Here is a 22,142-nt window from a genome sequence, read left to right on the forward strand (position 1 = left end):
CATCAGCTCGAAATTGTCCGGTCTTGTTAAAATCTGCCGAAGGTCCGGCTATTTGCTGTAGCCCTTGCTCAGCCCGCTGATGAATTGCCGCGAGAACAGCGTGAACAGCAGGACCAGCGGCACCGCGCCGAGCGTGAGCGCGGCAAGCAGCGCGGGATAGTCGTTCATGAACTGGCCGACGAATTGCTGGACGCCGAGCGTCACCGTCTGGTTCTGCCGGCTTGGCGCCAGTATCAGCGGGAACCAGAGGTCGTTCCACACCGGCAGCATGGTGAGGGCCGCGACCGCCGCGAGGCCCGGCCTGACCAGCGGCAGGACGATCCAGAAAGTGCGCAATTCGCTCGCCCCATCCATGCGAGCCGCTTCCTTGAGATCGGTCGGCACGGTGCGGAAATAGGTGACCATCAGTGTCACCGCGATCGGGATGCTCATGGCGGTGTAGACGAGGATCAGCGCGGCAAGCGTGTCCATCAGTCTCCAGGCGAGCATCATCTGGATGAGCGGGATAGTGCCGAGCCGGATCGGCAACATGATGCCGAGCACGAACAGCCCGCCGAGCAGCGATGCCAGCCGCACGCGATATTCGACAAGCGCGAAGGCGGCAAGTGTCGAGAGCACCACGGTCAGCACGATAGTGGTCACCGTGACGACCAGGCTGTTGCGGTAGTTGACGATGAAATTGCCGCGCGTGAAGACCCGCTTGTAACCTTCGAGGCTGAAGGTCTTGGCCGTTGGCAGGTCGAACGGGCCGCCGAAGATCGCCGGTGTCGTCTTCAGCGAATTGATGATGACGATCAGCACCGGCCCGATGGCGAGCAGAACAAAGATGATCAGCAGCGCATGCACGATGATGCGTTCGACCGTCCAGGGTTCGCGATCCCGGCGGCGGCGGGCTGGTATGGTGAAGTCTTGAGCGCTCATCCCGGCTCCTAGACCGAATAGGATTTCAGGCGGCGCTGGATCAGCCAGAAATAAGCCGCGGTGACCAGCAACACCGTGAGGAAGATGACCGTCGCGACGGCCGCACCAAGATCGAGATCGGCAAGCTGCCCGCTCGAGCCGAAGAAGGTGCGGTAGAAATAGGTGCCGAGAATATCGGTGCTGTAGTTCGGTCCGGGCGCCGATCCGTTGAGCGCGAACACCAGGTCGAAGCCATTGAATGTCCAGATATAGGTGAGGATGGCGATCAGCCCGAATTGCGGCGCGATCAGCGGGAACTTGATCTTCCAGAAGGTCGTCCAGCCACCGGCGCCGTCGATGTTGGCGGCCTCGACGAGCTCATTGGGCACCGCCAACAAGGCGCTGTAGAGGAAGACCATCGGGATGCCGAAATACTGCCAGACCGACATCAGCGAGATGGTGGTGAGTGCCGTCGATTCCGTGCCCAGCAACGGGAAGCCGACCAGGCCCCAGAGCGGATTGATGATCAGCCGCCAGACGAAGCCGACGATGACCACCGACAGCGTTGCCGGGATGAACAACAAGGTGCGATAGATGCCTTCCGAGCGCGCCAGTTTTCCCGAGGTGAGCAACGCCGCCAAGAGCAGGCCCATCGGCACTTCGACGATCAGATGGATGGCGAAATACTGCATGTTGTTCAAAAGCGCGTTCCAGAATCGGGCACTGATTGTCGGGTGCGTGAACAGGCGCTCGTAATTGGCGAGGCCGACAAAGACATCGCCCGAGGCACCGCTGGTCTGGAAGAAGCTCATGACGATCGAGGTCGCCAGCGGCAGCACGGCAAAGACCAGATAGACGGCCAGCGCCGGCAGCACGAACAGCAGCAGGTTTCGATAAGCGGCAGCGGGAGATATCAACGGAAAACCTCATCTTCACGCCGGCACGAATGCGCCGGCATGCCGTCAGGCTTGCGCATGCCCCGCCTCGTGGCAAGGCATGCGCGAAGCGGTGCCGGATTACTTCTTCTGCGGTCCGTACCAGGAGGTGAGACCGGCCTGGAGTTCGGTCGCGACCTGCTGCGGCGTGACGTCGGTCTTGGTGAACATCACCTGCAGCAGGCGCCAGGTCTCGTCGTCGAGCGGCGGCGTGCCGGCGCTGAGGCGATCGAGCGCCAGGCGTGGCGTCAGCTCGGCGCCCTTCTTCAGGTCGGCGAAGTCCTGCGCCAGCTTGTTCTTGTAGGTGACCGGCTTCGAGCTCATGGCAAAGAAGCCGGGAGCGGCATTGACGTAGAGTTCCTGGAACTCGGGGCCGGCGACCCAATCGAGGAAGGTTTTTGCCGCTTCCTTATGCGTGCCCTTGGCGTTGATGCCGATGCCCATGTCAGGCATCTCCTGCAGATAACGCTTGTCGCCGGCCTTCGGCACCGGCGGGCCGAACACGCCGACATTGAGGTCGGTCGAGGTCGCCTGGTTGATGTCCCACGAGCCGTCGGGAAGGATGGCGGCTTTGCCGAGGGTGAACAGCTGCGTCATGTCGGCATAATTGAGGCTCTCTTGCCCTGCCGGTAGGAACGGCTTCCAGGCGGCGAAGGCGGCGATCGCGTCGACGAATTCCGGATCGGTCAACTTCTTCTTGCCGTCGATCAGGCCAAGCCGGCCCTCCTCGCCTTTCCAGTAGGCGGGGCCGATCGAATAGAGGCCGTTATAAGCGAGTTGCCAGGATTCGGCCGAGCCATAGGCGAGCGGCGTGTAGCGACCGTCCTTCTTGATCGCGGTCAGCACATCGATGAACTCGGCGGTCGTGGTCGGCACCTTCAGGTTCAATTCCTTGAAGATATCGGCGTTGTAGTAGAAGCCGGCGAGCACGGCCGCGACCGGCAGGCAGTAGGTCTTGTCGTCGGCGCCGGTCCAGGCCGCGCGCGAAGTCTTGTCGAAATTGGCCAGGCCCGGGAGGCCTTCCAGCGATTCGAAATAGCCGCGCTTGATCCATTCGCGGTTCACGTCGAACGGGCGGCAGGTGATCAAATCGCCGCCGGCGCCACCTTCGATCTGCGACTGAATGGCTGCGTTGTATTCATTGGTGTTGATCGGCGCGAACTCGACCTTGATGTCGGGGTGCTTGGCCTCGAAGGCGGGCAGGATGGTATCCTGCCAAACCGCGATATCCTCGGTGCGCCAGCTGTTCAAAGTAATGGTGACAGGGTCGGCATAGGCGATCCCCACGCCACTGAAAGACATCGCGCTCAACGTCGCTGTGAGCGCGATCGATGCACGGATCGAACGCATTTTGGGCTCCTCCCTCAAGACGGTGCCTCGTGTGGATTCACGATTTTGCACTGTTGCCTCAGACCATACCTACTGATACATCTTGTGACAAGTGGTATTGCGTTGTCTTTTCCTGTCGGGCGGTCGCAGACGGCAACTGGGACAGCGCCAAACTGACAGGAAAGCATGGGAGGACTTGAATGATCGGAGTTGGAATTCTGGGCTCTGGCTTCATCGCCGAGACTTATGCGGACTCGCTGCTCGACGTGCGCAACGCCGAACTGGTCGCCTGTTCGTCGCGCGGTTTCAAGCGCGCCACGGCCTTCGCGAAGAAATGGGGTCCCAAGGTCACCGCGCACCGGGATATCGACGCGCTGTGCGCCGACCCGGCGGTCGAGTTGGTGGTCATCGCGCTGCCCAATGAAATCCATCTCGAAGCGGTCAGGATCGCCGCCAAGCACGGTAAGGCCGTCATCTGCACCAAGCCTTTGGCGCGCACCGGCAAGGAGGCGCAGGAAATCCTCGACATCGTCCAGCGTGCTGGCATCTGGCACGGCTATGCCGAATGCGCGGTGTTTTCGCCCAACATCACCAAGGCCCACCAGATGATCCGGGCCGGCGGCATCGGCAATCTACTCACCATGCGAGCGCGTGAGGCGCATTCGGGGCCGCATGCGCCGCATTTCTGGAACGCCGAGCTTGCCGGCGGCGGCGCCTTGCTCGACATGGGCTGCCACACGGTCGAAAGCGCGCGCCACTTCTTCGGCAAGGACAACCTCATCACCGAAGTATTCGCGTGGGGCGCCACCATGGCGCATGGCGACAAGACGACTGGAGAGGACACCGCGATCGCGCTGTTGAAATTTGCCGGCGGTCAGCTCGCCACCATTGAATCCTCCTGGATCGAGAAAGGCGGCATGCAGCTTCGCCACGAACTGGTCGGCTCGGCGGGACGCATCGTCACCGACACGTCCGTCGGTCCGGTCTGGGGCTTCATCGAGAAGCCGGTCGGTTATCTCGTCGAAAAGGCCGATGCCGAGACCGGCTGGGTCTATCCGGTGCCCGAAGAAACCCGCGCCTATGGCTTTTCCCAGCAAATGCGCCACTTTGTCGACCACTTCGTGGCGGGAACGACGCCGCTCGAAACCTTCGAGGACGGCGTCATCGTCAACCACATAATTGACGCCTGCTACCGTTCGATGCGAACGGGCGTGTGGGAAAAGATCAAGACGGATGGGTGACTGGGATGGAGGGCTCGCCACTGCAGTCGGACGGACCCGAGCCGCTCTGGCGGCAAGCGGCCGATGCGATCCTTCAGGAAATCGCCAACGGCAAGCTCGCCTCGGGCGCGCGGCTGCCGGCCGAGCGCGACCTGTTCACGCGCCTGTCGATCTCGAGGGTGACCTTGCGCCGAGCCTTGCAGAGCCTTGTCGAGGAAGGCGTGCTGACGCCCTCGCATGGGCGCGGCTGGTATGTCTCGGCCAAAGTGCCGAAGGAATTCCCCAACACGCTGGAATCCTTCAGCGAGACCGCCCGGCGCCTCGGCCTGACGCCCTCCTCCGACGTGCTGCGCGCCGAGCAGGCGCCGGCATCGCTCGACGAGGCAGAGGAGCTTGCGATCGCGCCCGGCGCCGCGCTGTTTCACCTGGAGCGGATAAGGCGGCTCGACCAGGTTCCGGTCGCCGTCGACACCTCGTTCTTCGCTGCCGCCCTGGTACCCGACCTCGGCAACGTCGACTTCAAGACGGCGTCGCTGTTCGGTCTGCTGATCAATGCCGGCGTCGATCTCGCCCGCGCCGAGACCACGATCGAGGCACGCGGCGCCGATACGACGCTAGCAAGCCACCTCGATTTGGAAGTAGGCAAATCGACCCTTGTAATGCGCCAGCTCATCGTCGATGCGGCCAGCCGGCCGCTACTGTCCTCTACGATCCGCTATGCCGGCGATCGTTACCGATTGCGCACGTCGTTCTCTCGCACAGGCAAGTCCGGCGGTCGCAGTCCAAGTTGACCCGTCCTTCGCTATTGGCTGTATTCCCGTGCCAGATCGACCAGAATATTGCCCTGCCCATCGACCTGCACCTTCTGGTCATACAGGAGCAGGATCGTCGTTGTCGGCAGTTCGAGCACGGCTGGGCCTTCCAGTTTTGCGCCCGCACCGATCAGGCTGGCGTCGTACACCGGAACGTCGCGATAACCCTTGTCGAAGTAGATATTGCGGCTTGACTTGGGTCGGATTTTCCCTTGCTGAGGCGACAACGGCGAGCCGCGACGCGCCTTGCCGCCAGTATCGCCGATGGCACGCACCTTCCAGGTGGTGAACTCCACGGTGTCGGCCTCGTCCTTGATCGTGTAGATACGCTCGTGCTGCGCATGGAAAGCGGCCACCAGTTCGGCGAGCGCGCCCGTGGCGAACTTGCCTTCGGGCAGGTCGAACGGCACCTCAATGTCCCAGGACTGATAGAGATAGCGACCCTGAAAAGCAAATTCGAAGCGCTGCCATTTCGCATCGAGCCCGGACCGCTTGAGGAAAGCCCCGCCCCGCCGCTTGAGCGATGCCAGCAGCCGGTTGACGCCGGCGAGGTCGAAGTCCCGGTCGGTGGTGTTCAGCGTGCCGGTCTCTTCCCAGCGTATGTCGGAAATCAGGCCGCCATAGGCGCTCAGCCCTGCCGCAAAGCGCGGCACCATGAAACTCTTGATGCCGAGGATGCGGGCCATGTCGCCAATGTGGCAGGCGGTCGCCCCGCCGCCGCTGACGACATAGCTGTCGCGCGGGTCGATGCCCTCGTTGACGGTGATATCCTCGATCGCGCCGATCATGTTGTGGTTGGTCGTGGTGTAGATCGCGTAAGCCGCTTCCATCAGGCCGATCTTCAACTGCTTTGCGATCTTGCCGACCGCGGCCTCGGCCTTTGCGCGGTCCAGCTTGATGCGACCGCCGAGAAAATAGTCGGGGTCGATAATGCCGAGCACGACATTGGCATCGGTTACGGTCGGCTCCGTGCCACCGCGGCCGTAGCAGGCCGGCCCTGGCACGGCGCTGGCACTGTGCGGGCCGACACGCAGGAGCCCACCGACATCGACCCAGGCAATGCTGCCGCCACCAGCACCGACCGAGCGGACGTCGATCTTCGGTATGCCCAGCATCTCCATACCGAAGGTCGCCTCCGGGGTGACGACAAGGTGCCGATCGCGCAATGCCGAAACGTCGAAAGTGGTGCCTCCCATGTCGACGACGATGACGTTGCTGGCGTCCGTAAGGCTGGTTGCTGCGATCGGCGCCAGCGTCGGGCCCGACATCACACTGTAGATCGGCCGCGCGACGATCTCCTCCGGCGGCATCATACCTCCGACGCAGTTGGCGATCAGGAGCTCGCCATCGTAGCCGGCCTTCTTCAGAGCGCGCGTGAGGTTGCCGACGTATTCGCTGACGATCGGATAGAGCGAAGCGTTGATGGCTGTCGATATGGTGCGCCGATATTCGCGCGGGATCGGGTTGAGTTCGTGGCTGAGCGTCACAGGAATGCCCGGAAGCTCCTCTTCGATGATCTCGCGGACGCGGCATTCATGGGTCGAATTGACGATCGACCAGAGTAGGCACACGGCAATTGCCTCGACGCCGCACGCTTTGAGATGACGGGCGGCCGCGCGCACGTCGTCGTCATTGAGGCCTTCGACCTCATTGCCCATCGAATCGATGCGACCACGAACCTCGCAAGTGCGGCTACGATGGATATAGGGCGGGGGGAAATCGATCTTGATGTTGAAAGCGCGCTTGCGCGGGGACTCGCGCAGCGTAAGGATGTCGGGATGACCGGCGTTGCATATCAAGCCGGTTGGCGCGACCTTGCCTTCGACAAGCGCGTTCGTCGAAACAGTCGTGCCGTGCACGATCATATTCATCTTCGATAGAAAATCGGCCAGTGCCATGTCGTGGCTCCTGGCCGCTACCTCCAGGACGTCGATGAAACCGCGCTCGAACATTCCCGGTGTTGTCGGCGATTTGTGGATCTCGAGATCCGCGCCCTCGCGATACAGCACAAGGTCGGTGAACGTTCCCCCAATGTCGATGCAGGCGACGAACATAATTCTATTCCTGTTGCGTTGTCGTGTTCGAGTGCCGTGACCGTTGCGGCCAACTTATTTCGCGATCGCCAAGCAAGCCGGCCGGCCGGGTGATCAGGATGGCGAGCAGGATCACTGCGAGCGCAATTTCCTGTAGTCCGGGGGGCGCCGACAGGACATGCCCGCCGATGGACACGCCGCGTTCGATGGATCGGAACAGTTCCGAGATGGTCGAGATGAAGGCCACGCCTACAAAAGCGCCGGTCAGGCTGCGCATGCCCCCGACCACCAGCATCGTCAGCGTGACGAAGGTCAGGTCGAGATAGAAGGTGTTGGCGGTGATGGTGCCGATGAAGTGGCTGAACAGCACGCCGCCCAGGGCCACCACCATGGCACTGAGGACGAAGGCGATAAGCCTCTCGCGCTCGATATCGATTCCGGTGGCAGCCGCGGCGACCTCGCTTTCACGCGAGCAGCGCAGCATCAGGCTATGGCGAGTCGTACCATAGACCGCTGCGACGATGATCGCGAGCGAGGCGCCGCCGAAAGCCACCCACAGGCCGGTGTAGCGGGGAAGCCCGACGAGTGCCTGGCGTCCGCCGGTCACCTGCTGCCAGTTCGATGCGACGACGAAGGTGATGACCAGCATGGCGAAGGTGGCCATGGGCAGCGCGATGCCGCGCAGCCGGCAGAGTGGCGAAGCGACCAGCAGGGCGATCAGGCCGACGGCGAGCACTACGATCACCAGCGCGACCGGCCAGGACACTTGTAGCGCCTCGATGCTGCCCGGCAGGTCGAGCAGGACGGATTTGCGCGCCGGCGACAGGGTGAGAATGGCGGACATGTAGCCGCCAATCGCCATGAAGGCGACGTGGCCGAAGGAGAAGACGCCGGAATTGCCGACGAAGATGAACAGGCCGACCACAACGACAAGCTTGATCATCGCCTCGACGACGGTGCGCTGCATGGCCGACGGCGCGGCCGTCGCGATCAGTGCCACCGTCAGCAGGATCAGGATCAGGATGGCCGCTGTCTGCAGCGGACGAAGCGCGGTATCATTGTTCATGCTTACACCCGCTCCCGGTCGGCGCGACTCATCAGCAGTCCATCCGGGCGCCAGAACAGGAACAAGATGAACATCAGGAAGACGAAAGCGTCGCGGTATGGCCGCAGATCGACGGGCAGATAGGCCTGAAGCGAGACCGAGACGACGCCGACGAGGAAGCCGCCAAGGGCCGCGCCGGCGACCGATCCCATCCCGCCGATGACCGACGAGACGAAGGCGATCAGCACCATCGACACACCCATCTTGTAGGATACGCTGCCGGTCTGGGCGACGAGATAAAGCGACACCATGCTTGCCAGCACGCCGGAGATGGCGAATGCAAAGGCGATGACCCGGTTGGCACGAACCCCGACGAGACGGGCCATGGTGAAATCCTCGGCGGCGGCGCGCATCTGCAGTCCGATCCGCGAAAAGCGGAAGAACACGACAAGACCGGCCATCAGGCAGAGTGTGGTTGCGATTGTAACGATCTGCAGGCGTGGCACGCGCAAGCCGCCGAATTCAACGCTGGTGCCGAGTTCGGAGAGAAAGGCGACGCCGATCGCGCGCGACCCGAACATCATCAGCACGGTGTGCTGCACAAGATAGGAAACCGCGAAGGAAGCGATCAGCAGCGTTGCGGGATTGGCCTTGCGCAGCGGCCGGAATGCGACGCGCTCCATGCCGAGCGCCAGGATCGTGGTGATCATGATGGCCGCCAGGATCATCACCAGAAGCGGCTGGCCGACCAAGGAAAAAAGCGTGAAGCCGCCGACCATGATCAGCTCGCCATGGGCGAAATTGATCAGCCGCATGATGCTGAAGATCAGGCCGATCCCCAATGCCGCCAGCGCATAGACGGCGCCGAGGCTGATGGCGTCGATGGCGTTTTGCAGGAAGATCATGGTTTTCCCCCTTCACCAGCGACACCGAAATAGGCCGCGTCGAACGCGGCCGTGCCCGAAAGGTCCGCCGACTTGCCTGACATCGCGATTGCTCCCGAACTCAGCACATAGGTGCGGTCGGCCGCCGCCAGAGCGCGTGTCACGTTCTGCTCGACGATCAGCACTGTGACACCCGAGCGCCTGAGCTCGAGTACCGCCTGGTAGACCTGGTTGACCACCAGTGGCGCCAGCCCAAGCGATGGTTCGTCGAGAAGGAGGAGCTTTGGTCGTGCCAGCATCGCACGGCCGATTGCCAGCATCTGCTGCTCGCCGCCCGAAAGCTTGTTGGCACGCTGCCGATACCGGTCCTTCAGCACCGGAAACATGGCCAGCACTTTGTCGATGTCGGCCGCGATCCGCTTTCTGTCCCGGCGAACCGTCGCACCGAGCGCCAGGTTTTCCGCCACGCTCAGCGAACCAAAGATGTGGCGGCCTTCCGGGACCAGCGACAGTCCGGCGGAAACCAGCGCTTCTGCCTGCATCTGGGCGGTATTGCGCCCGGCAAGCTCGATGCTGCCGGCACGCGCTTTCACCACGCCCGCGACCGCCAGCAACAGCGTCGACTTGCCGGCCCCGTTCGGGCCGATCACGGCGACGATCTCGCCCTCACCGACATCGAGTGAAACGCCGCGCAAGGCAATGATGTTACCGTAGTTGACGTGCAGGTCGCGGATATTCAGCAAGGCGCGGGATCCTCTTCGCCGAGATATGCTTGGCGGACCTTGGCATCAGCCCTGATTTCCGCAGTCGAACCAATGGCCAGCGTGCGGCCAAGCTGAAGCACCTGGATCCGATGGCAAAGCTGAAACACCAGCGACATGCGGTGCTCGATGAAAAGGATGCCGCAGTTGAGCCGCTCTCCGATGGTCCTGATGATCTGCTGAAGATCGTTGCATTCCGCATCGTTGAGCCCGGCCGCGGGCTCATCCATCAACAGGAAGCGCGGTCTCATGGCGACGGCCCTGGCAATGCCGACACGCCGCTCCTCGCCGAATGGCAATGTGCCGACAGGCCGGTCGGCCTTGGCCGAAAGCCCCACCTCGCCGAGGATGCGCCGCGCCTCGGCGCGTGCTTCGCGCCGACTCATGCCGATAGCCACGCCGCCGGCCTCGACATTCTCGAGCGCCGTCAGTCCGACAAAGGGCAGCACGCTCTGGAAGGTGCGCACGAGCCCTCTGCGGCTACGCTCATGCGGTTTCCAGGGCCCGATGTCTACTCCATTCATGTGGACGCTGCCCTGCGTCACCGTCTGGAACCCGGTCAGGACGTTGATTAGGGTCGTCTTGCCGGCGCCATTCGGACCGATGAGGCCCAGGATTTCCCCCGGCCTCAACGTCAGGCTCACATTCTCGATCGCGCGTAGACCCTGGAAGTCGACGACGACATTCCTGACATCCAACGTGGACACGGTCGGCTCTGAACCGGCTGTCTGCTGCACGGACATGATGCGGCTTGCGATGCGAGCGCTACTTCGGCATCTGCTCCGCCTTGACGACACTAATGACGTTGCCGGGCTTGCCGTCCTTTACCTCGAGCAGAATGAGATCGCGCCGCATGTTGATGTGCGTGTCCTTGGTGAAAGTGGTTGGTCCGGCAAGCAACGGCTCGCCGACAAAGGTCTCCAGCGCGTCGCGGACCTTGTCGGTATCGAATGTACCGGCCTTCTCGACAGCCTTCGTCCAACCCTGGATGACGCTGTAGCCAGTCATCGCATGGGAAGTAACCGGACGCGTGTCGAATTTCTTCTTGAACTTTTCCATGAACGCAGCGACTTCCGGACGGCTGTCGTTGCCGAAAACGGAACCATACGTCACGAGGTAGAAATTGCTGAGATTGGGAACGGCCTCAAGCCAATAGTCACCATCCCAGGACTCAGAGCCGAGCAGCGGCACATTGACGTCGGCCGCACGCAACTGACGCATCGCGCTCGATCCGCCTGGTGGAAACGAACTGAGTACCATTACATCCGGCTGCTTGGGCAGTGCCTTGATGCGAGTGATCTGGCTGGCGATCTGGGGATCCTCGCCGCCGAACGTGTCCTTGCCTATAAGGCCTTCGGCTCCGGCCAACTCGGTCCAGCGACGCGTGAAGAAGTCGGCGAAGCTGGCGTCGAAGGCGATAGTCGTGTCGAGCAGCACATAGGCTGTGCGCCATCCCTTCACGTTATACGCCCATTCGGCCAGCGCCACCGCCTGTCCGGGCGCGCCGGTTGCCATGGTGAACGCGTTCGGGCCAATGCCCGATGGGCCGAACTTCGGATCGCCGGCACAGGTGGAGAAGGCAATCAGCCCTGCACCATCGGCGACTGACGCCGCCGCGCTGCCATAGTCGTAGTCGCAGGTGACCACGACCATCTTCGCGCCCTTGTCGATGACGTCCTGCGCCGCCGTCGCACCATAGGCGATGTCCGACTTGGTGTCGGAATAGATGATCTTGAGCTGCCGGCCGAGTATGCCGCCCTTGGCATTTATTTCGTCCACGGCTATCTCCATCGCCTTGGCCGGACCGTCGTCATAGGGAGCGATCGCGCCGCTCTGGGCAATCGCCGCTCCGATGATGATCGGATCCTCGGCCCGCGCGCCCGAAAGGGCCGCGGCAAGTGCCAGGGCTGCCAGGCCCGTTTTCGATACAAGACCAGTTTTCAACAATTGACGTTGTTTCATTGCTTTTCCCTCTGGTTCCAGATTGGCGGTCGGCTTGCCGCCGCCTTCTTGTTCTTCTCATGCGTTCAGTTTGTCGCGCGCAGCCTTTCGGTCCCAGCAGTGTCGACCTGGTAGTCGATACCGTTGTCGCAAAGCGTCAGGGCGACGCCGTAGACTTCGCGCGCGGTCGCCACGCTCAGCCATTTACGATTGACGTCCTCCGCGACACGCTCGGGGTCGCGCCGGTCGGGCCGGCCATAGCCGCCGCCCGCGCAGGAGCGGTAGAGGATGGCCTCCCCGTCCGTAAACGCACCGTTGTAGAAATCTGGCAGCCGCTCGACCTCGGCATTTCGGCCGCGACGCCAGGTTCCGCCGTTGGCACCCGGCAATCCGCCGAGCACGCCCTTGGCCGGAAATGTGCCGCCATCGCCGCAGACATAAAGCGTCATGTCGCCGGTCAGCGAACGGTAGGCGCCCTGCACGGCCGGGGCGCCGTTCCATTGGCCGAAGCCCATGCTGTCCTGGCGGATGCGCCGTTCCTCGACAAGGATCGGATAGGTCGCTTCATCGACCTCGATCGAGTCCGTGACCATGATGCCGTTGCCGACCGAGCATTCATAGGTCAGCCAGCCATCATGGCCGTGATTGGCAGGGCCGCCAGACAGGGCCAGCATGAGCTGGGTGATGTATTCGACGCTGGCCTCCCGGCGCCTGTCGATGCCGGAGACGACGCCCAGGGCAGCCGAGAAATTGCCGCCGCCTTCCGCCATGCCATAGGGCTCGCCCATTTCGGAGAATGCGCATTGCACCGCATTGGCAAGGCGTTCATTGACGTTGCTGGTGGCGCAGGACGTTCCGATCGGATGGCTCGGCCGTCCGACGACGCAGCCGTCGCGCAGCACCGGGACGATCCGGTTCGAACTGCCCTCATTGTGCGGAACGCTTGCCTCCAGATTGTAGTAGACGCCGATCCGGCAAGAAGCCACCGCGCAAGCCTCCGTCAGATTGAGGCCGCCTGGGACGCAGTCCGGGTTGTCTCGCACATCTACGGTGATCAGGCCCTTCTTCGAGTCGACCGTCACCTTCGCCTTGATCGGTATGCCCTCGTCGGCGACGCCGGCGACCGGATCGTGACGGACTTCATAAATGTAAGTACCCGCCGGCAGTTTCTTGATGGCAGCAATCGCACGCCGCTCACCATAGTCCATCCACGCCTCGATGAAGTCGCGGACGGTGTCGATCCCATACTGAGCCACCAGTTCCTTGAGACGGCGCTCCCCCGTTCGGCAAGCCCCGACCTGGGCCCGGTAGTCGCCGTACCACATGTTGCTGACCCGGATCTTCTGCAGGCCGATGCGGATCAGATCCTGCTTGTCCTTGAAGTTCTCCTGGATACGAACGCATGGGAAATGCACGCCCTCCTGGTAGATCGTTGCCGCGAACGGCAGGTAGGTCGAGGGTTCCGGCGCACCGATGTCGGCATGGTGTGACCGCGACAAGGTCCAGAACAGTGGTGTGCCTTCGAAGAACACCGGCACGCAAAGCGTGAGGTCGGCATGATGGGTGACACCGTAGAAGGGACTGTTGTTGAGGAATGCGTCGCCTTCTTTCACGTCATCAAACAGTTCGGTGATGGGCCTGGTGGTCAGCTCGAGCGCATTGACGTGGATCGGCAGCGCTTCCTCCACCGAAACCAGCCGGTGATCATAGGTGAGGATGCCACAGGACATATCACGGGCGTTCTTGATGACGCTGGAACGACTCGCTTTCATAACCGTGTTCGTCATCTCGCGGATGATCGATTCGAACCGGCTCGACAGCACTGCGAGCAGAGTGGGATCGAACTTGGCCAGCTTCTTGGCTTTGCCCGATAGCGCCATCGGCAAACCCTCCGGATTGAGGAACGCAGTCACGTAGCAGGATGGCTATCTTCTGGGCGAGATGGGCTTCCCGCCGGCAGCCGATACCGTTATATCAACAGACCGTGAAATGAATATGAAGTCAATATCATTTTTGACCCGATCGGATTGTCGTAACGTTCGGCTCTCAAGCGTCTTTCGCGGTGGTCAGGACACGATACGATTCGGCTCATATCGCCTTTGGAACGCTGAAGACATCGATCAGCGGCCTGCCGGAGGCGAGTTCCCTCACCCTGTTTCTTCCATGCGGGCTCTTTGCTGCGCCAGCTCGAGAAGCGCCCCGGCGTCGCGCGGCGGATGATGGCAATGCCGTCATTGTCGCCAGGTATGATGTCTCCAGGCCTTACCGCGACGCCGCCGAAGACGATGTCGTTGACCGGGCCATGCTCTTTTGATGGCGGGCCCCTGGCCGCGCTGCCGAGCGCGTAGACAGGAAAATCGCCCCAGCCGGTGATCGTGTCGATATCCCGGACCGCCCCGTTGACGATCAAGCCCGCGACCCGCTTGCGCCGCGCCATGCCGCAGAGAATTTCACCGGCATAGGCTGTCTGCAGTCAGCCGCCGGCATCGACGGTGACGACCTCGCCCTGGCCGGCAATGTCGATGGCGTGCAGCATCGCCCCGAAATTGGAACGGTCGCACCTGGCGGTGACCGCTTGTCCGACCATTCTCGTGCCAATGGGGAGCGGCCTCATGCGCGGGTCGACCACCACATACCCAGCGCTGATATCGGAAACGATTGTGACGGATATTGCGGCCCAGTCCGCCAACGCGCCCGGCGCCAGCCGCTCAAACGCGGCCCTGAAAATCCTTGTCGGCATGCTTCCTCCCTGTCGGATCGTTTCGACCAACGTCCCTGCCCCACGCTACGTGGTCACCCCCAGTGAAACGCCGTCGCGAAAATCCTTCAACAGGATAGACAAGCTCCTGCCCGCTTGCCAGTTGAGCCACGATCCTACCCGAAAATGCGCCCGCGAGGTTGCCGAAGAAATGACCGGTGTTGAGGATCAATCCCTCGGGGCCACTCGCGGCATCGATGAAAGGCAGGCCATCCGGCGTCTGCGCGACAATACCTGCCCATTGCCGCAGGATCGGCAGGCTGGCCATTGCCTGAAAATTGCGGCTCATGATCGAGCATGCCATCGCCTGCCCGGCCACTGTCGCCCGGTCATCGTCGCTACCGATCTCGTAGGCGCAGCCGAACTGCAGCGATCCATCGGGGAAGCTTGCGATCTGGCCGGTAAAGCCGAGTTCGGGGCGCAAGAGTTCCACCGGCTCGCGCGGTAGGCTTGTCGCATCGATGCCCGGCGGCGTGAAGAAGCGGAACAGCGACTGGCCCGAGATCACGGGCTTTATCCTGAAAGGCGCCGGCGCGGTCTCCGCCGCTTCGAAACGCGTCGGCGTGGAGGAAATGCCGAGCCCCAACGGTTCGAGCAAAAGGTTGGACCATGGCCCGGCAGCCACCACCACGACGCCGCTTTCGATTTCCGCGCCATCCGCCAGCCTGACACCCCGGCAGGTCGAACCCGTCAGGACGAGACTTGCGATCCGCGCCGGCGCAACGATGCTGCCGCCTCCGTCTTGGAAAGCATCGGCAAGGTGGCGCACCAGAAGCCGCGTGTCCTGGTGCGCGTCGAGAGGATTCCAAACCGCTCCGGAGACCTCCGGCGAAATGTCAGGACAGAGATCGCGAAGAGCCGGCCGGTCGAGCAGGGACACCGGCAGCCCGGCGGCAACCCGGTCTGCGACGAAGGCGCGCGCCACCGGCTCGAAGACGTCGTCGCGCCAGGTGATAAGTCCGCCGCTGGCGCGGAAGCCGAAATCCGGCATCTCGCCGGCAAGCGTTTCGGCGAAGCGGCGTCCGGCAAGCGAAAAATCCATGGCCAGCCCTGCCGCCTTGGTCTGCAGCCAGAGAAAGCCAGGATTGCGGCCCGACGCGCCCCAGCCGGGATGATGCATGTCGACCAGCGCCACCGAGAACCCGGCTTGGCGCAGATAATAGGCACTGGCCGTGCCGGCTATTCCGGCGCCGACGACGATCGCATCGAAACCGCGTTTCACAGCCACGGCAGTCCACCGTCCTCGAGTTGGCCCGCCAGGCGATCGAGAAAGGCACGGCAGCGTTCGATTTCGGCAAGATCGAGATATTCGTCCGGCTTGTGGGCCTGCTCGATGGATCCCGGCCCGCATACGACCGAGACGACCCCGGCCGAATTGCTGAACAGGCCGGCCTCGGTGCCGTAGGCCACCTTGACGTGATCGTTGCGCCCGACCATGCGCTTGATGAACGTCACCGCCGGATGATCTGCCTGCGTCGACAGGCCAACGAATTCGACAATCGGCTCGACGATGATTTCGACCTCGGGCGCGGTCGCCCGCATCCGGGGCAGGATCATGGTATCGGCATGGCTGCGGATACGCTCGATCAGGGCACGCGCATCGACCTCGGGCAACGAGCGGATGTCAAAGCCGAATTCGCAGCTGTTAGGAATGATGTTGAGTGCGGTGCCGCCGGAGATGGTCGTCACCGACAGGGTGGAATGGCTGATATCATAGACATGATCGTGCGGCCCACCATGGGCGTGTTCGCAAGACAAGCTCTTGATGAAGGCGATCAGTTCCGCGGCGTATTCGATGGCGTTGACGGCAGTCGGCGCGAGGCTGGAATGGGCGCTTTTGCCGGCGATCGTGGCCCGGTACATGCCGCCGCCCTTGTGGCCGATGACCACCTGCATGCTGGTCGGTTCGCCGACGATGCAGAGCGCCGGCTTGACTTCCATGGCGGCAATGCGGTCGATGAGGCTGCGAACGCCGGTGCAGCCGACCTCCTCGTCGTAGGAGATCGCGATATGGACCGGAACCTTGAGGTTGCGCCGCACCAGACCGGGAACGGCGGCGAGCACAATACCGATGAAGCCCTTCATGTCGCAGGCACCCCGGCCGTAAATGCGTCCATGCGCCCGACGCAGCACGAACGGATCACTTGTCCAGGCCTGCCCGTCGATCGGCACCACGTCGCTGTGCCCCGAAAGGATGACGCCCGGAACATCGGCCGGACCGATCGTCGCCCACAGATTGCCCTTGGTGCGGTCGTCGTTCCAGATGATATCGCAGGCAATCCCGTGGCGCGCGAGATACGCCTCCACATAGAACAGAAGATCGCGATTGGGATCGCGCGACACCGTCGGAAAGCCGATGAGGTCGCCAATCATGGCGATGCTGTCGTCCACGGCGCCGGCGACAATCGTCATCGCATCACCCGGCCGAAAGCCTGAAGACGGGAAGCGGCGGCAATCCTTCGCGCCGCCGCCAGGCGATGGTCACGCGGTCGCCGATCCCTGCGCTTTCGGCCTCGATATTGGTCAGCAGCCTTGGCCCCTCGTCGAGATCGACCAGTGCGAGAAGGTAGGGAGGCGCCAGATCCTCGCTGACCGGTATGCGGATCGTGGTAAGCGAATAGATCGTGCCGCTTCCCTTGGCATCCACCCATTCGAGCCCCGTCGCCTCGCAAGAAAGGCACAACGGTCGCGGATAGAACTGATGCGACCCGCAAGCCGTGCAGCGCTGCACTGTCAGCCGCCTTTCCACGCAGGCCTGCCAGAACGGCTCGGTGGTTGGGTCGGCCGCGCCGAGATCGGAGAAGGAAAGATTGTCAGTCACGGGCGAGCACCACGGTCGAGGCTGTCGAGAAGGCAAGGCCGCCGGTGCCATGCGCGACCGCGATTTCGGCGCCGGGAACCTGGCGGTCGCCGGCCTCGCCGCGCAACTGGCGCACCGCTTCGATCAAAAGGAGAATCCCGAGCGCACCGGGATGGCAATAGGAAAGGCCGCCGCCGGAAGTCATGCTGGGCAGGCTGCCGCCGGGCCTGAGGCGGCCTTCCGAGACGAAGGCGCCCGCCTCGCCTTTCCCGCAAAAGCCGAGATCCTCCAGATAGAGCAGTACGGCGTGGGTGAAATTGTCGTAGGGCTCGAACACGTCGACATCGCCCGGTTTCACGCCGGCCATTGCGAAGGCATCACGCCCGGAGGCCACACCCGGCGTCACGGTCAGGTCGGGGCACTGCGCGACGTGCCACTGGACATGGCTCTCGCCGGCACCGAGGACGCGCACTGGCGGTTTGGCGGCATCACGCGCCCGGTCCTTGCGCGCCACCACGATGGCGCCGCCGCCGTCGGTGACCAGGCAGCAGTCGAGTTTGCGCAACGGATCGCACAGCATCGGCGACGCCATCACCTCCTCGATGGTGAGGGGATCGCGGATCCAAGCCTTCGGGTTGAGCCCGGCCCATTGCCGCGCTGCCACGGCGATCTCGGCCAGATGCTCTGGCGTGGCGCCGTATTGATGCATGTAGCGCGCCGCGCTCAGCGCATAGTGACCGATCGGAAAATGGATGCCGTAGGGCGTCTCGAACTGCGCGGAGAGCGAACCATCCAGCGCAGTAGCCGCCTTCTTGCGATTTCGGCGGCTGCGCTGACGCGAGGCATAGGCGATGAGCGCGACATCGCACCGGCCGGTCGCTATCGACGTCATGGCATGGTGTACGAAAAACTCGAAAGAGGCACCGCCCATATCGGACGATTCGGCGTAGCGCGGCCGCACCCCGAGATATTCGCCAAGCTGGACGGACCCCTCCTCGCCCATATAGTTGGTAAAGAGCGCATCGACGTCGCGCAGGCTCAGCCCGGCTTCTCCCAGCGCCTCTTTGGCGGCCAGTGCCACCATCGACAGCTCGCTCTGATCCAGCACCTTTCCAAGGGGCGTCTCGGCCGCACCGACGATATAGACGGGTGAGGCGGTCAAGATATGAGGCATGGATCATCCCAATCCTGGAGACAGAGGCTCGCCATGCGAAAGACGTGAAGCGCCATTTCAGATCCGAAGTCCAAGGAGATGTCCTCCAGCCTGTTCAGCTTTCAGCCGCCGATATACATCGCGGACGGCGCCCAAAAAATGAGGCCGCGCTGGCTCACTGCTTGCGCACGGCAGCGGAATCAGAAATCATACAATATGAATATGAAGTCAATATCAATTTCAGCATGGCCGCTCGATCGCGCTGGGTGGACTCTCGTGTGGTTTTGGATTTTGAAGCTCCTGAACGCTGATGCCGTCAAACAACGGGGCTTCAAATCCACCACACCAGCGCCGAATAATGATAAACGGACACGCTGGCGCAACACCACCGGGCAGAGGATGATCGCATGGCAGTGAAGGCGCAACAAAGGGCCGCGCCGGCCAGCAACGGCAGCAAGGCCGAGAAGTATGCCGAGCATCTGGCCGTGGGGATGACCTCGCGGTCTTTCGCATCGAAAGGCGACAGGACCAAGTATCGATTGAAGATTGCCGCGGCGCAGGCGCTCGAGGAGATCGGCTATCAGGACGTGAAGGTCTCGGACATCTGCACCTATGCCGACGTGGCATTGGGAACCTTTTATGTCTATTACCGCGACAAGAACGAGATCGCCATCGAGGTGGTGCTGGACTTCGTCGAGCATTTGTATGATCGCGCACGCCAGGTCGGACGCGGCACCGGCGAGTTCGACGCGATCTTGAACACCAACAGGTTCTTTGTGGCCGCCTATCGCGTGAATGCGGGGCTTATGCAGTGTCATCTGCAATTGCAGAGCCAGTTGCCGGAATTCCGCCAATTATGGCGGCCGCGGCACCAGACGTGGATAGAGAATCTCGCCCGGTCGATCTCGCGACGCGGCAACTACAAGGAAGACATGCCGGGATCGGCGGTCGCGGTGGCGCACGCGCTGGAGGGAATGGTCTTCCACTATCTCTATGCGGTGATTGTCAGCCGGGATTCGCTCTTCGACCAGGAAGGCCTCTCTGGCGACGAAGACCTCGCGCTTATGCTGTCGACGCTCTGGTACCGGGCGGTCTATTGCAAGGATCCGCCCGGGCGCTGATCGTTCGTTGGACGAACGCCTATTTGTCCAGTCACGGTCAGTGATTTGACGCCATGTAGCGTTTGACCGCTACCGCAAGCCGTGAAACACCTTCCTCGAGCACCGTCGGCGCACTTCTGGTGAAGTTCACGCGCATCGCCGATCGGAGTTTCGCCGCCGGGTCGAAGACGCTGCCCGGCACGAATGCCACCTTGGCGTCCAGTGCAAAGCCATAGAGGACGTCGGTGTCGATCGCCGAATGGCGGCCGCGCATCCACACGAACATGCCGCCGGGAGGCATTTCCCATTCGAACCACTCGCCAAGCTCGGCATTCGCCGCCGCGCAAAGTGCGTCGCGCCGCTGCCTGTAGTGGCGCACGATCGACGGCACGTGATGGGCCTCGAAACCGGATTCCAGAAGTTCCAGCGCGATCGCCTGCGTCAGCATCGAACTGCTGATGTCGGACGATTGCTTGGCGAGCGTCAGCGCCTGGATCATGTCGCGCGACGCGATCGTCCAGCCGACACGCAATCCCGGCACGATGCTTTTCGACAGCGTTCCGAGATACACGACAGGCCCCTCGTAAGGTCCGTCGCGCTCCATCCTCCCATGCAGCGCAAGGATGCTCGGTCCGGTTGCGCCGTCGAATTGCAGCGGCAGGTAAGGGTCATCCTCGACAAGCCAGGTCCCGGCCTGCATCGCCTTTTCCAGCAGGGCCTTTCGCGCGGCCGTCGATACCAGGGCGCCGGTGGGGTTGGAATAATTCGGCACTGTGTAGATGAACTTCGCCAGGCGCAGCGCATCGACACCGGTCCCTCCAGGCGCCGACCAATCGAGCGGCTCGTAGACGGGAAGCCGCGGGCGCCAGGCATCGAGCGCACCGACATAGGTCGGGAATTGCGCAACGACCCGGTCGCCCGGATCGATTAGGACCTTGCCGAGAAGATCGAGCCCCTGCATAGCGCCCGTCGTCAGAAGCACGTTCTCGATCGTGAAGGTGCGGCCCGCCTCGCGGCTGATGCGCTCGGCGATTTGCTGGCGCAGCGCCGGAAAACCTTCGATCGGACCATATTCCAGTGCCATGGAGCCCCAGCGTGCCATGGCCTTTTCGCTCGCCTCGGCAATCGCTGCGGCCGGATAGAACTCGGCGGCCGGCAAGCCACCGGCCATGCTGATGAAATCCGGCTGGATCCCCATCGCCATGAATTGCTGGGTGATGCTGTTGCTTTGGGAGATCCACCGAGCGAATGCGGGACGCGGCGAAGAAGCTACGGTGCGAGGTGCCATCTGTCGCCATCCCTGCCGCGACTTTCACTCTTTCCGCGATCAGACTTGGAACAGAGATTTGTCGACGAAAAATGATATTGACCTCATATTCATTTTAATATCTGCTGTCAAATATCGGACGAGACGAGGGCTGCGGGGGGTGCCGGACCATTCGGTTGGTCAGGCGCCGGAGCAACCCTTGCAGGCGACAAGCGAGGTGGACGTGCGCGATCAGATGGCACCTTTTTTCCGCAGACGCGCGGTGGTCGCGACATCATCGGACAGGCTGTCGTAATGACGAAGCGCCGGCTTGAAGGACGGATCGCGGTGGTAACTGGCGGGGGGCGGGGTCTTGGCCGCTCCTATGCGCTTGCGCTGGCCGGGCACGGAGCATCAGTCATCGTCAACGATCTCGGTGCCGACCTCCACGGGCAAGGGCGCGACGTATCCCCCGCCAACGCGGTGGTCGACGAAATCATCGCGGACGGCGGCAAGGCGATGGTGAGCGGCCACGACGTCGCGGACTGGCGCGAGGCCCAGGCGCTGATCGGGATGGCCGTCGAGACATTCGGCGGGCTCGACATCCTGGTGAACAATGCCGGCATCCTGCGCGACCGTCTGTTCGCGAACATGTCCGAAGACGAATGGGACGCCGTCATCCGTGTCCATCTCAAGGGCCATGCGGCGCCGGCGCGCCACGCCATGGAATATTGGCGCAACGAGACCAAGGCCGGCAGACAGGTCGCCGCGTCGATCGTGCACACGACCTCGCTCGCCGGGCTGGTCGGGAGTTTCGGCCAGGCAAACTATGCGTCGGCGAAGCTCGCGGTGATCGGCCTGTCGCGCACGCTTGCGCTTGAAGGCACCAAATACGGCGTGCGCTCCAACGCCGTTTCCCCTTCGGCCCGCACGCGCATCGAGACGTCGCTGCAAGCGCCGCCAGACGGCGTGTTCGACGTCTTTTCGCCCGACAACGTTTCGCCACTGATCTGCTGGCTTGCGCTGGAAGACTGTCCAGCGACGGGGCAGGTTTTCCAGGCCTATGGCAATCGTATCGAGGTGATTGCGCCAAGCGCCATCGAGATCGATCTGCGGACCGATGGGCGCTGGCAGATCGAGGATGTCGAGAAGGCGTTGAACCACAGACTACCCAAGCTTCCGCAACTGGGTGATTTCGTCGAAGGACTCCCGTTATGAATTCTGG

At 62.6% G+C, this 22,142-nt stretch carries 21 protein-coding genes and 1 pseudogene; 6 read left to right on the forward strand and 16 right to left on the reverse strand.

Annotation, left to right across the window (positions count from 1 at the left end; genetic code table 11):
* Window positions 1–48: 48 nt before the first annotated feature.
* The 3 genes from FJW10_RS07915 to FJW10_RS07925 all read right to left on the reverse strand — a co-directional run bounded on the left by FJW10_RS07915 (window position 49) and on the right by FJW10_RS07925 (window position 3,185).
* Window positions 49–921, reverse strand: coding sequence for a carbohydrate ABC transporter permease (locus FJW10_RS07915; protein ID WP_140899628.1), 873 nt, complete (start codon window positions 919–921; stop codon window positions 49–51).
* An 8-nt stretch (window positions 922–929) separates the two neighbouring features.
* On the reverse strand, window positions 930–1,817 hold the full coding sequence (locus tag FJW10_RS07920) for a sugar ABC transporter permease (protein WP_140899630.1): 888 nt from the start codon (window positions 1,815–1,817) through the stop codon (window positions 930–932).
* Window positions 1,818–1,916: 99 nt separating this feature from the next.
* Window positions 1,917–3,185 (reverse strand): ABC transporter substrate-binding protein, encoded by a 1,269-nt coding sequence (locus tag FJW10_RS07925; RefSeq protein WP_140899632.1) that lies wholly within the window; start codon window positions 3,183–3,185, stop codon window positions 1,917–1,919.
* A gap of 179 nt (window positions 3,186–3,364) precedes the next feature.
* On the opposite strand from FJW10_RS07925, the gene FJW10_RS07930 reads away from it, so the two are divergent.
* Together FJW10_RS07930 and FJW10_RS07935 are read left to right on the forward strand one after the other, a co-directional pair.
* Window positions 3,365–4,405: a Gfo/Idh/MocA family oxidoreductase gene (locus tag FJW10_RS07930; RefSeq protein ID WP_140899635.1), complete on the forward strand. Its 1,041-nt coding sequence runs from the start codon at window positions 3,365–3,367 to the stop codon at window positions 4,403–4,405.
* A 5-nt stretch (window positions 4,406–4,410) separates the two neighbouring features.
* Window positions 4,411–5,175, forward strand: coding sequence for a GntR family transcriptional regulator (locus tag FJW10_RS07935; protein ID WP_140827675.1), 765 nt, complete (start codon window positions 4,411–4,413; stop codon window positions 5,173–5,175).
* 11 nt (window positions 5,176–5,186) lie between these two features.
* On the opposite strand, the gene FJW10_RS07940 is transcribed toward FJW10_RS07935, so the two are convergent.
* The 12 genes and pseudogenes from FJW10_RS07940 to FJW10_RS08000 all read right to left on the reverse strand — a co-directional run bounded on the left by FJW10_RS07940 (window position 5,187) and on the right by FJW10_RS08000 (window position 18,592).
* Window positions 5,187–7,250, reverse strand: coding sequence for a hydantoinase/oxoprolinase family protein (locus FJW10_RS07940; protein ID WP_140899637.1), 2,064 nt, complete (start codon window positions 7,248–7,250; stop codon window positions 5,187–5,189).
* 4 nt (window positions 7,251–7,254) lie between these two features.
* Complete coding sequence (locus FJW10_RS07945) at window positions 7,255–8,295, reverse strand: branched-chain amino acid ABC transporter permease (RefSeq protein ID WP_140899639.1); 1,041 nt, start codon at window positions 8,293–8,295, stop codon at window positions 7,255–7,257.
* Between the two features lie 2 nt (window positions 8,296–8,297).
* Window positions 8,298–9,179 carry a branched-chain amino acid ABC transporter permease gene (locus tag FJW10_RS07950; RefSeq protein WP_140899641.1) on the reverse strand — a complete coding sequence of 294 codons (882 nt, stop codon included), beginning with the start codon at window positions 9,177–9,179 and terminating at the stop codon, window positions 8,298–8,300.
* The gene (locus FJW10_RS07955; RefSeq protein ID WP_140899643.1) at window positions 9,176–9,901 is read right to left on the reverse strand and encodes an ABC transporter ATP-binding protein; all 726 of its coding nucleotides are present in this window, start codon (window positions 9,899–9,901) and stop codon (window positions 9,176–9,178) included. The genes FJW10_RS07950 and FJW10_RS07955 overlap by 4 nt, the downstream gene beginning before the upstream one ends.
* Window positions 9,895–10,626 carry an ABC transporter ATP-binding protein gene (locus tag FJW10_RS07960; RefSeq protein WP_246674155.1) on the reverse strand — a complete coding sequence of 244 codons (732 nt, stop codon included), beginning with the start codon at window positions 10,624–10,626 and terminating at the stop codon, window positions 9,895–9,897. Before FJW10_RS07960 ends, FJW10_RS07955 begins: the two co-directional genes overlap by 7 nt.
* A 58-nt stretch (window positions 10,627–10,684) precedes the next feature.
* Window positions 10,685–11,881, reverse strand: a complete 1,197-nt coding sequence (locus FJW10_RS07965) for an ABC transporter substrate-binding protein (protein ID WP_140899647.1) — start codon at window positions 11,879–11,881, stop codon at window positions 10,685–10,687.
* Window positions 11,882–11,946: 65 nt separating this feature from the next.
* Window positions 11,947–13,740, reverse strand: a complete 1,794-nt coding sequence (locus FJW10_RS07970; RefSeq protein WP_140899648.1) for a hydantoinase B/oxoprolinase family protein — start codon at window positions 13,738–13,740, stop codon at window positions 11,947–11,949.
* An 89-nt stretch (window positions 13,741–13,829) separates the two neighbouring features.
* Window positions 13,830–14,600, reverse strand: a pseudogene (locus tag FJW10_RS07975) (RraA family protein).
* Complete coding sequence (locus FJW10_RS07985; protein WP_181177450.1) at window positions 14,569–15,846, reverse strand: FAD-dependent oxidoreductase; 1,278 nt, start codon at window positions 15,844–15,846, stop codon at window positions 14,569–14,571. The pseudogene FJW10_RS07975 and the gene FJW10_RS07985 overlap by 32 nt, the downstream one beginning before the upstream one ends.
* Window positions 15,837–17,030, reverse strand: coding sequence for an acetylornithine deacetylase (gene argE / locus FJW10_RS07990; protein ID WP_210239785.1), 1,194 nt, complete (start codon window positions 17,028–17,030; stop codon window positions 15,837–15,839). Before argE ends, FJW10_RS07985 begins: the two co-directional genes overlap by 10 nt.
* A 4-nt stretch (window positions 17,031–17,034) precedes the next feature.
* Window positions 17,035–17,439: an OB-fold domain-containing protein gene (locus FJW10_RS07995; protein WP_181177451.1), complete on the reverse strand. Its 405-nt coding sequence runs from the start codon at window positions 17,437–17,439 to the stop codon at window positions 17,035–17,037.
* Window positions 17,432–18,592, reverse strand: coding sequence for an acetyl-CoA acetyltransferase (locus FJW10_RS08000; RefSeq protein ID WP_140899657.1), 1,161 nt, complete (start codon window positions 18,590–18,592; stop codon window positions 17,432–17,434). Before FJW10_RS08000 ends, FJW10_RS07995 begins: the two co-directional genes overlap by 8 nt.
* A 44-nt stretch (window positions 18,593–18,636) precedes the next feature.
* Between FJW10_RS08000 and FJW10_RS08005 the strand changes: the two genes are divergently transcribed.
* Both FJW10_RS08005 and FJW10_RS08010 read left to right on the forward strand, forming a co-directional pair.
* Window positions 18,637–18,882: a hypothetical protein gene (locus FJW10_RS08005; protein ID WP_140899658.1), complete on the forward strand. Its 246-nt coding sequence runs from the start codon at window positions 18,637–18,639 to the stop codon at window positions 18,880–18,882.
* Window positions 18,883–18,978: 96 nt separating this feature from the next.
* Window positions 18,979–19,692, forward strand: a complete 714-nt coding sequence (locus FJW10_RS08010) for a TetR/AcrR family transcriptional regulator (RefSeq protein WP_140899659.1) — start codon at window positions 18,979–18,981, stop codon at window positions 19,690–19,692.
* Between the two features lie 37 nt (window positions 19,693–19,729).
* Here the strand turns inward: FJW10_RS08010 and FJW10_RS08015 are convergent, their stop codons facing one another.
* Window positions 19,730–20,842 (reverse strand): PLP-dependent aminotransferase family protein, encoded by a 1,113-nt coding sequence (locus tag FJW10_RS08015; protein WP_210239786.1) that lies wholly within the window; start codon window positions 20,840–20,842, stop codon window positions 19,730–19,732.
* Here FJW10_RS08015 and FJW10_RS30360 point away from each other — a divergent pair.
* Together FJW10_RS30360 and FJW10_RS08020 are read left to right on the forward strand one after the other, a co-directional pair.
* Entirely contained in the window at window positions 20,841–21,233 is a 393-nt protein-coding gene (locus tag FJW10_RS30360; RefSeq protein WP_181177464.1) for a hypothetical protein, read from the forward strand. The two genes, FJW10_RS08015 and FJW10_RS30360, sit on opposite strands and share 2 nt — an antisense overlap.
* Window positions 21,233–22,135: an SDR family NAD(P)-dependent oxidoreductase gene (locus FJW10_RS08020; RefSeq protein ID WP_140899661.1), complete on the forward strand. Its 903-nt coding sequence runs from the start codon at window positions 21,233–21,235 to the stop codon at window positions 22,133–22,135. Before FJW10_RS30360 ends, FJW10_RS08020 begins: the two co-directional genes overlap by 1 nt.
* The last annotated feature ends 7 nt before the right edge of the window (window positions 22,136–22,142 follow it).

Source organism: Mesorhizobium sp. B4-1-1, assembly GCF_006439375.1.
In the GTDB taxonomy this organism is placed as follows: Bacteria; Pseudomonadota; Alphaproteobacteria; order Rhizobiales; family Rhizobiaceae; genus Mesorhizobium.